A 7,004-nucleotide genomic window follows, 5' to 3' on the forward strand; every position below is an offset into this window, starting at 1 on the left:
CATAAGGGAAAACTTAAAAAAACACTGTATACATAATTCAAAACTTATAGACCATATGAGAATTTTGTTATGGGTTTTTTATTTCCAAATATTGACTTTTTCTTCACACAATGAGATAATAAACGCGAATTTCGGAAAAAATTCATATCGAGGAAAATGAAAGAGAGGTTGAATGAAGATGGCAAATATCGATTTAAGTCAGTATGGTATTACCGGAACCACTGAGGTGGTTTACAATCCTTCTTATGAAATGTTATTTGAGGAAGAGACCAAAGAGACTCTGGAAGGATATGAAAAGGGACAGGTCAGCGAGCTTGGCGCTGTCAATGTTATGACCGGTATCTATACAGGTCGTTCACCTAAAGACAAATATATCGTGATGGATGAGAACTCCAAGGACACCGTTTGGTGGACCTCCGATGAGTATAAAAACGACAATCATCCGGCAAGCAAAGAGGCATGGGAAGCGGTTAAGGAGATCGCTAAGAAAGAGCTCTCCAACAAGAGACTGTTCGTAGTCGACGCATTCTGCGGCGCAAACAAAGATACCCGCATGGCTATCCGTTTCATCGTAGAGGTAGCATGGCAGGCACACTTCGTAACCAACATGTTCATCAAGCCAACTGCTGAAGAGCTGAAAGACTTCAAGCCGGACTTCGTTGTTTACAACGCATCCAAGGCAAAGGTTGAGAACTACAAAGAGCTTGGCTTAAACTCCGAGACCGCAGTTGTATTCAACATCACCAGCCGTGAGCAGGTTATCGTTAACACCTGGTACGGCGGCGAGATGAAGAAGGGTATGTTCTCCATGATGAACTACTACCTGCCGTTAAAGGGCATCGCTTCCATGCACTGCTCCGCTAACACTGACTTGAACGGTGAGAACACCGCTATCTTCTTTGGTCTGTCCGGTACCGGTAAGACCACCCTTTCCACCGACCCGAAGCGTCTCCTCATCGGTGATGACGAGCACGGCTGGGACGACAACGGCGTATTCAACTTCGAGGGCGGCTGCTACGCAAAGGTTATCAACCTGGACAAAGATTCCGAGCCGGACATCTACAACGCTATCAAGAGAAACGCACTGCTTGAGAACGTTACCCTGGATGCAGAAGGCAAGATTGATTTCGCAGACAAGAGCGTAACCGAGAATACCCGTGTATCTTACCCGATTGACCATATCAAGAACATTGTACGTCCGATTTCCGCAGCACCGGCAGCTAAGAACGTCATCTTCCTGTCCGCAGATGCATTCGGCGTACTTCCGCCAGTATCCATTCTGACCCCGGAGCAGACCCAGTACTACTTCCTGTCCGGTTTCACTGCTAAATTAGCAGGTACCGAGCGCGGTATTACCGAGCCGACCCCGACCTTCTCCGCTTGCTTCGGCCAGGCATTCCTGGAGCTGCATCCGACCAAGTACGCAGAAGAGCTGGTTAAGAAGATGGAGAAGAGCGGTGCAAAAGCATACCTGGTTAACACCGGATGGAACGGTACCGGCAAACGTATCTCCATCAAGGATACCCGCGGCATCATCGATGCAATCTTAAACGGTTCCATCAACAATGCACCGACCAAACAGCTTCCGTACTTCAACTTCGAGATCCCGACCGAGCTTCCGGGCGTAGACACCGGCATCCTCGATCCGAGAGATACCTACGCAGATGCTGTTGAGTGGGAGACCAAGGCAAAAGATCTGGCACAGCGTTTCACCAAGAACTTCGCAAAATACGAAGGCAACGCAGCAGGCAAGGCTCTGGTTGCAGCAGGCCCGCAGATCTAATCGAGTACAAAGCATAACATTGCAATACATATGGAAAAGCTGCCCTTGTGGCAGCTTTTCTGTTTAAGAGGAGATGACATGAAAAAATATATATTCTTTGATTTAGATGGAACCCTCACCGATTCCGCGGAGGGCATTACCAATTCCGTGGCTTATGTGCTGAAGTATTACGGCATTTCTGTGAAAGACAAAAGCACGCTGAATGTGTTTGTCGGCCCGCCGCTGGTGGAGAGCTTTATGAAATATTACGGATTTGACCGGGAACAGGCAAGAGCATCCGTAGAGATTTATCGCGAGTATTTTGAGGATAAGGGGATGTTTGAAAACGCTGTATATCCGGGCATCCCGGAACTTTTAGACGGCTTGAAAAAAGATGGATACAAGCTCTACGTGGCAACCTCCAAGCCAGAGCAGTATTCCGTAAAGATCATAGAGCATTTCGGCCTGGCGGAATATTTCGAGATGGTGGGTGGCGCGGACATGAATGAGACCAGAGTCCACAAGGGCGATGTGATCCGCTATGTTATGGAAAGCTGTGGCTTCACGGACTCGTCTGAGATCGTGATGGTCGGAGACCGGGAGAACGACATGAACGGAGCAAAGCAGAATCACATGGAATCTGTGGGCGTCCTTTATGGCTATGGAAGCCGCGAGGAACTGGAAAACTCCGGAGCCGGCCATATCGCTAAGACCGTGGAAGAACTTGGAAAGGTGCTACGCAGCCTGTAAAAAGGATTTGTGTTTGTGTGGAATGATCAGACACAAAAAGGAGTATGACCCCAATCACTCAGGCCATACTCCTTTGACATTTCAAAAAAGAATTTATTTGGACTTTCCGTATTTCTCCTCGCAGTACATGCAGCGGTAAGTCTCGGTCGTCTCATCTGCCAGATAGAAGATGTGCGGCAGCTCCTGTTCAATGGAGGTGATGCAGCGCGGATTCTTGCAGCGGATCACGTTGGTGATCTTTTTCGGCAGCTTCAGCGCTTTTTTCTCGGTGATCTTGTTGTCACGGATGACATTGACGGTAATGTTGTGGTCAATGTAGCCCAGTACATCCAGGTCAATGTTGTCGATCGGGCCCTCAACCTTGATGATGTCCTTGCGGCCCATCTTGTTGCTTCGCGCGTTCTTGATGATGGCTACCTGACAGTCGGTGAGACGGTCAAGACCAAGGTGATAGTAAATGTCAAGGCTTTTGCCAGCCTGAATATGATCCAGAACAACGCCTTCCTGTAATCCACTGATATTTAACATGGTTTTTCCACCTCCAGTAAAGTCATGATCAGAGCCATACGAACATATACACCGTACTGAGCCTGCTTGAAGTAAGCTGCTCTCGGGTCGTCATCCACCTCAGTAGAGATTTCATTTACACGCGGGAGCGGATGCAGCACGTACATATCGTCCTTAGCCAGTGCCATTTTTGCCTTGTCCAGAATGTAGCTGTCTTTTAAGCGGATGTAATCCTCCTCGTTGAAGAAACGCTCTTTCTGAACACGGGTCATGTAGAGGATATCAAGCTCCGGGATTGCTTCGTCCAGGTTGCTGACTTCCTTGAACTCAATGCCCTTTGCGCGGAGCACATCATCACGGATATATTCCGGAACCTTTAACTCGTCCGGGGAAATGAGTACGAAACGGACATTCGGGTAGCGGACCATAGCGTTGATCAGGGAATGAACGGTACGTCCGAACTTTAAGTCTCCGCAAAGACCGATGGTTAAGTTGTCCAGACGGCCCTTTAAGGAACGGATGGTCATTAAATCGGTCAGGGTCTGGGTCGGATGCTGATGTCCGCCGTCACCTGCGTTGATGACCGGAATATGGGAATGCATGGAAGCAACCAGTGCAGAACCCTCTTTCGGATGACGCATGGCAGCAATATCTGCGTAGCAGGAAATCATGCGGATGGTATCTGCAACACTCTCGCCTTTTGATGCGGAGCTGGAATTGGCCGAAGAAAAACCAAGTACGCTGCCACCTAAGCTTAACATAGCGGATTCAAAGCTAAGACGGGTTCTTGTACTTGGTTCATAGAAAAGAGTGGCCAGTTTCTTGCCATCACAAACGTGAGCATATTTTTTGAGGTTGTGTTCGATATCGGATGCCAGTGTCAATAACTCGTTGGTCTCTTCAACGGAAAAATCCAACGGATTCAACAAATGTCTCATAACGTATCTCCTTTGCTTTTTCTCTGGCGGACGGATCCCCGACCGCAGGTCTTAGGACATTATAGCGGAAAATATGTTAGATTACCAGTCCCTTTTTTAGAAAAAACTATCCAAAAATTGGCGGGTTCCGACTGCGATTTTTTGGATAGTTTTTTCCTGCCTGAGTATGTAATGAATCTGTAAGGAAGATTAAGAAAAAGCGGATATCAAAAATGACAGGTTCATGGTATGATGTGCATGAGCAGACAGAAATGCCGGAAAGCTGATCTGCCGGTTTTAGCCAGGGAATGTCTGCAAAGGGAGACGCATATTTTATGGAAGAAAAGAAAATACCCGTCATCCGGGTGAAGAACCTATATAAAATCTATCAGGTGGGCACAAACAAGGTTTATGCGCTGAATGGTGTGGATTTTACCATGTACAGGGGTGAGTTCTGTGCCATAGTCGGTCCGTCCGGCTCGGGAAAGTCCACACTCTTAAATATGCTGGCCGGCCTGGAAAAGCCGACAAAGGGTGAGATCATTATAGCAGGAAAGCATATGGAGCGGATGGATGAGAACCAGCTGGTGCAGTTTCGGCGGGAGAATGTGGGGTTTATCTTTCAGTCCTACAACCTGCTGAAAACGTTAAACGCAGTGGAAAATGTAGCGCTTCCGCTGTCGTTTCGTGGTGTACCGAAGAAAATCCGCAATGCGAGGGCGGAAGAATATCTGAAGCTGGTGGGGCTGGAAAAGCAGATGAAGCATATGGCCAACGCCATGTCCGGTGGCCAGCAGCAGCGCGTAGGCATTGCGAGAGCACTGGTCGTGGATCCCAAGATCATCTTTGCGGATGAACCGACCGGAAACCTGGATTCTAAGACGACCATGGAGGTGTTAAGGCTGATGCAGCGTATTGTCCGGGAACAGCAGCAGACTTTGGTTATGGTTACACATGATAATTACATAGCCGGATTTGCGGACCGGCAGTTCCACATCGTGGACGGAAAGATCTTAAAGATCGAGGAAAAGAAAAAAGAAACACAGGAAGCAGTGCAGGAGATGCAGGATGCTTTGCATAGAGGAGAAGAGTCATGAGAAAAATGAGATGGAAGCGGCTGGCGGCATTTGCGCTGGCAGTCCTGCTGTTTGCGGGAGCGGTACCTGCCGCAGCGCCGGTGCAGGCCTACGCATCGGAGGTATCCGTATACTCCGACAAGATCCAGCGGGGAAAAACAGGAAAGTCCCTGACGGTAAGCTTTACCATTAAGAATACCAGCGGAAGCGAGATCAAAGACGCAAAGATCGCATTCGATACCAGCGGAGGCGAGATCTGGGATGAGGACGAGGAGGACCGTCAGTATGGTTACTCCTTTCCGTTTGAGGTGACCGGAAAGCTAAACGATACCGATCATCCAAAGGGAATCGGAAGCATTTCAGACGGAAAAGAGAAGAAGGTATCTCTGACCGGTACGGTACGACGGGATCTGTCAGAGGGTTATTATAAGGTGCCTGTAGTAGTTATGGATAAGGACGGAGGCTGGATCGGCCATGAGGACCTGCGCGTCTGGATCACCAAATCCACCTCCACCTCCACCGACGACGATGACACCAACAAGACCTACGATTTTGTTCTGGGAGAGGGGCAGGACGCACCGCGCGGTGTCTACCCGAATGTCATGAATTTTTCCATCGGTCTGCGCAACAACAGTCCGGCTACCGTGTACAATGTGAAGGCCAGCATGGTCCTCGATGCGGACAGCGCCAAGTTCCCGTTTGAGATAAACGATGCTAACTACGACAGGATGTTTGACAAAATCGCGGTGGATGAGACGGTCCAGCTGGATTACAGCTTTGCCATCCGCAAGGAATCCTATACCGGCTATTATCCGATCACGATGAAGATCTATTACTCCGACAGCTCGACCGGCGAGGAGTTAAAGACCTATGAGACTTCCTTCTTTGTACATATTGTGAGCAAGCCGACCAAGGACGATTATGAAGAGTTCAATGAGCACGACCGCACCAAGGCCCGTCTCATCGTTGATGGCTACACCACGGATCCGGAGACGATCGTGGCAGGAGAAAGCTTCAATCTGCTCCTGACAGTCAAGAACGCGTCCAGCAGTGTGTCGGCTTCGGATATTCTGCTGACCATGGAATCGGAAAAGGTGTCTGACAGTCCGGTATTTACCACGGAATCCGGTTCCAGCTCTGTGGCGATCCATTCCCTGGGAGCGGGCGCGTCTGCCCAGGTAAGCTTCCGCATGATCTCCCGGTCCGGAGTAGACCAGCGCTCCTACGGACTCACCATAAAGGCAAATTATGACAGCCCGGAGTTTAAGAATGCGGAGGGCACTATGTCGGTGGACATTCCGGTTAAACAGATTCCTCGCCTGAACACCGGAACCTTTGAGGTAATGCCGGATTCTGTCAGCGTGGGTGAGGAATCCAATGTGATGTTCGGCATTAACAATACCGGAAAGGTAACGCTTTACAACGTTATGGCCCGGTTTGAAGCAGATTCCATCCAGACAACGGACACCTACGTGGGAAATATCAAATCCGGAGAGACCGGAAATGTTGACTGCATGGTAACCGGTTCGGCTCCCACCACGGATGATGGCAAGGTTAAGGTCATCATTTCCTATGAAGATGAGAATGGCGAGGTGTCGGAGGTGGAGAAGGAGCTGACCCTCTATGTCAGTGAACCGGCTCCGGACATGGATGACATGGACATGAGCGGCATGGATGAGATGCCCCAGGAAGAGCCGGGACCGGTGCAGAAGTACGGAAAAATCATTCTGGCGGCTGTGGTGATCGTGGGGGCGGTTGTGGGCATCACGGTATTCCGGAAGCACCGGAAACGGAAAAAAGACGCGGCCCTGCTGGCAAACGAAGACGAAGTGAATGAAGAACCGGATGAAACGGTGGATAAGGAAAGCAAAAATCCGTAATCCGGTGCATGAAATGGTTGAGAGGAAACGAGAACGGTCAATTACCCACCACTTAACCTAACGGCTTGAAGTGGGGGCTTGTAAAAGCCTGATTGACTAGCTTAAGTGTTTC

At 49.3% G+C, this 7,004-nt stretch carries 6 protein-coding genes; 4 read left to right on the top strand and 2 right to left on the bottom strand.

What is annotated here, in order from left to right:
- Positions 1-178 precede the first annotated feature (178 nt).
- Positions 179-1,783 carry a phosphoenolpyruvate carboxykinase (ATP) gene (gene pckA / locus DWY84_RS10145; RefSeq protein WP_118532938.1) on the top strand — a complete coding sequence of 535 codons (1,605 nt, stop codon included), beginning with the start codon at positions 179-181 and terminating at the stop codon, positions 1,781-1,783.
- A gap of 78 nt (positions 1,784-1,861) precedes the next feature.
- Entirely contained in the window at positions 1,862-2,512 is a 651-nt protein-coding gene (locus tag DWY84_RS10150; protein ID WP_118532918.1) for an HAD family hydrolase, read from the top strand.
- Between the two features lie 93 nt (positions 2,513-2,605).
- On the opposite strand, the gene DWY84_RS10155 is transcribed toward DWY84_RS10150, so the two are convergent.
- Together DWY84_RS10155 and pyrB are read right to left on the bottom strand one after the other, a co-directional pair.
- Positions 2,606-3,040 (bottom strand): aspartate carbamoyltransferase regulatory subunit, encoded by a 435-nt coding sequence (locus tag DWY84_RS10155; protein WP_118532920.1) that lies wholly within the window; start codon positions 3,038-3,040, stop codon positions 2,606-2,608.
- Positions 3,034-3,957: an aspartate carbamoyltransferase gene (pyrB, locus tag DWY84_RS10160; RefSeq protein ID WP_118532922.1), complete on the bottom strand. Its 924-nt coding sequence runs from the start codon at positions 3,955-3,957 to the stop codon at positions 3,034-3,036. The genes DWY84_RS10155 and pyrB overlap by 7 nt, the downstream gene beginning before the upstream one ends.
- 314 nt (positions 3,958-4,271) lie before the next feature.
- On the opposite strand from pyrB, the gene DWY84_RS10165 reads away from it, so the two are divergent.
- Together DWY84_RS10165 and DWY84_RS10170 are read left to right on the top strand one after the other, a co-directional pair.
- Positions 4,272-5,033: an ABC transporter ATP-binding protein gene (locus DWY84_RS10165; protein ID WP_118532924.1), complete on the top strand. Its 762-nt coding sequence runs from the start codon at positions 4,272-4,274 to the stop codon at positions 5,031-5,033.
- Entirely contained in the window at positions 5,030-6,892 is a 1,863-nt protein-coding gene (locus tag DWY84_RS10170) for a CARDB domain-containing protein (RefSeq protein WP_118532926.1), read from the top strand. The genes DWY84_RS10165 and DWY84_RS10170 overlap by 4 nt, the downstream gene beginning before the upstream one ends.
- The last annotated feature ends 112 nt before the right edge of the window (positions 6,893-7,004 follow it).

Source organism: Clostridium sp. AF27-2AA, assembly GCF_003478505.1.
Lineage (GTDB): Bacteria > Bacillota > Clostridia > Lachnospirales > Lachnospiraceae > Brotaphodocola.

Excerpts from the sequence above, each read along its gene's own strand:
- DWY84_RS10150 (WP_118532918.1), top strand. The coding sequence starts at position 1,862 with ATGAAAAAATATATATTCTTTGATTTAGATGGAACCCTCACCGATTCC.
- DWY84_RS10170 (WP_118532926.1), top strand. The coding sequence starts at position 5,030 with ATGAGAAAAATGAGATGGAAGCGGCTGGCGGCATTTGCGCTGGCAGTC.
- DWY84_RS10155 (WP_118532920.1), bottom strand. The coding sequence starts at position 3,040 with ATGTTAAATATCAGTGGATTACAGGAAGGCGTTGTTCTGGATCATATT.
- pckA (WP_118532938.1), top strand. The coding sequence starts at position 179 with ATGGCAAATATCGATTTAAGTCAGTATGGTATTACCGGAACCACTGAG.
- DWY84_RS10165 (WP_118532924.1), top strand. The coding sequence starts at position 4,272 with ATGGAAGAAAAGAAAATACCCGTCATCCGGGTGAAGAACCTATATAAA.
- pyrB (WP_118532922.1), bottom strand. The coding sequence starts at position 3,957 with ATGAGACATTTGTTGAATCCGTTGGATTTTTCCGTTGAAGAGACCAAC.